General features: G+C 64.1%; 1 protein-coding gene and 1 pseudogene. Both read left to right on the plus strand.

What is annotated here, in order from left to right:
* Positions 1 to 114 precede the first annotated feature (114 nt).
* The gene (locus tag BMX78_RS23595) at positions 115 to 237 is read left to right on the plus strand and encodes a hypothetical protein (protein ID WP_286139239.1); all 123 of its coding nucleotides are present in this window, start codon (positions 115 to 117) and stop codon (positions 235 to 237) included.
* 12 nt (positions 238 to 249) lie between these two features.
* A pseudogene (locus tag BMX78_RS23910) lies at positions 250 to 351 on the plus strand (hypothetical protein); the annotation flags it as partial.
* Positions 352 to 1,280 lie beyond the last annotated feature (929 nt).

Raw genomic sequence — 1,280 nt, forward strand, 5'->3', positions numbered from 1 at the left:
AGTGGCTCTTCGCGGTTGATGGGGAATGAGTTCGTGTCGTTGAAGACAAAGGGGCCCGTGGCCCTGCTGGGATGAGGGTGTCTAGCATTCAACCTGGAACAGGGCCACGAGCCCTTGAACGAGCCTACCGGGGTCGCAGCCGATGCTGCTACCATCCTCTTCAACCTGCCCGACTACCACGTCATCTCCACCGCCATCACTGCCGGCCGGCGGCAGGTCATCATCGAAACCGACTAGCCGCCGGGCTGCCCAAGCTGCGGAGTCATCGCATCCCGGCGGAAGGAACGACGCTTCCAGCGGCTCCGGGATCTTCCTGTGGCCGGGCCGGTGGAGGTGCTCTGGTCCAAGTAGCGCTGGTACTGCGAGGAACCGGCTGCGACCGGCTATCGTTCTTCGAATCCACCCCGCAGGTCCCGCGCCGGGCCCGCTCCACAAGCCGGCTCCGGGACCAGCTCGTGGACGCCGTGATCCGGTCCGGCAGGGCCGTCTCTGAGACAGCCCTTGGCTTCGCCGTGTCCTGGTGGATGGTCCGCGGCGCCGTCACCGAAGCGTATCTGCTGAAGCTGCTCGACGTAAACCAACTCAGCCCGCGGATGCTTGGCATTGATGAGCACCGGTTCCGGTCCGTGCGCTACTTCCAGGACCCGGGGACGAAGACCTGGACCCGCTTCGAACCCTGGATGACCACCATCGTCGATCTGGACACCGGGCAGGTCCTGGGCGTGGTCGAGGGGGGCGGGACCACGAGGGCGTCGGGGACTGGCTATTCGCCCGGCCCTTGGAGTGGCGGCTGGCCGTGCAGGTCGTCGCGTCGACCCCTCCGCGGCATTCAGAAAAGCCTTGCGGATGTGGCTGCCCCGCACCGCGGTCGCAGTCGATCACTTCCACCTGATCTCCCTGGCCAGTCTTCGCCGTCGACGATCCAACCGGCACCCTCCAGGCGGTCTGGCAGGTCAAAAAACAGCTCAGGGCATTGCTCCGCACCGGCTCCTTGGAAGACGCCGTAGCAGCGAAAACAATGCTCGAAGAATCCGTGAAGGCAGCAGCACGGCCGGAGACGAACAGGCTCTACCGCACAGTCTGTCGGTGGTGGAAAGAGATCGAGGTGCTGACAATCACCGCCGCCACGACAGGCAGGTCGAGGCCAACAACACGCCATAAAAAACATCAAACGCACCGCCCCGCGGCTACCGCAACCCTGCCAATTACAAAGCGGTTATTCTCTTGAGAAGTGCCGTCCTGACGGCGGCATGACACTTATCTCAGGGACCCGTTCCCCC

Origin of the sequence: Arthrobacter sp. OV608, from assembly GCA_900110595.1 — a bacterium.
Classification (GTDB): Bacteria; Actinomycetota; Actinomycetes; order Actinomycetales; family Micrococcaceae; genus Arthrobacter.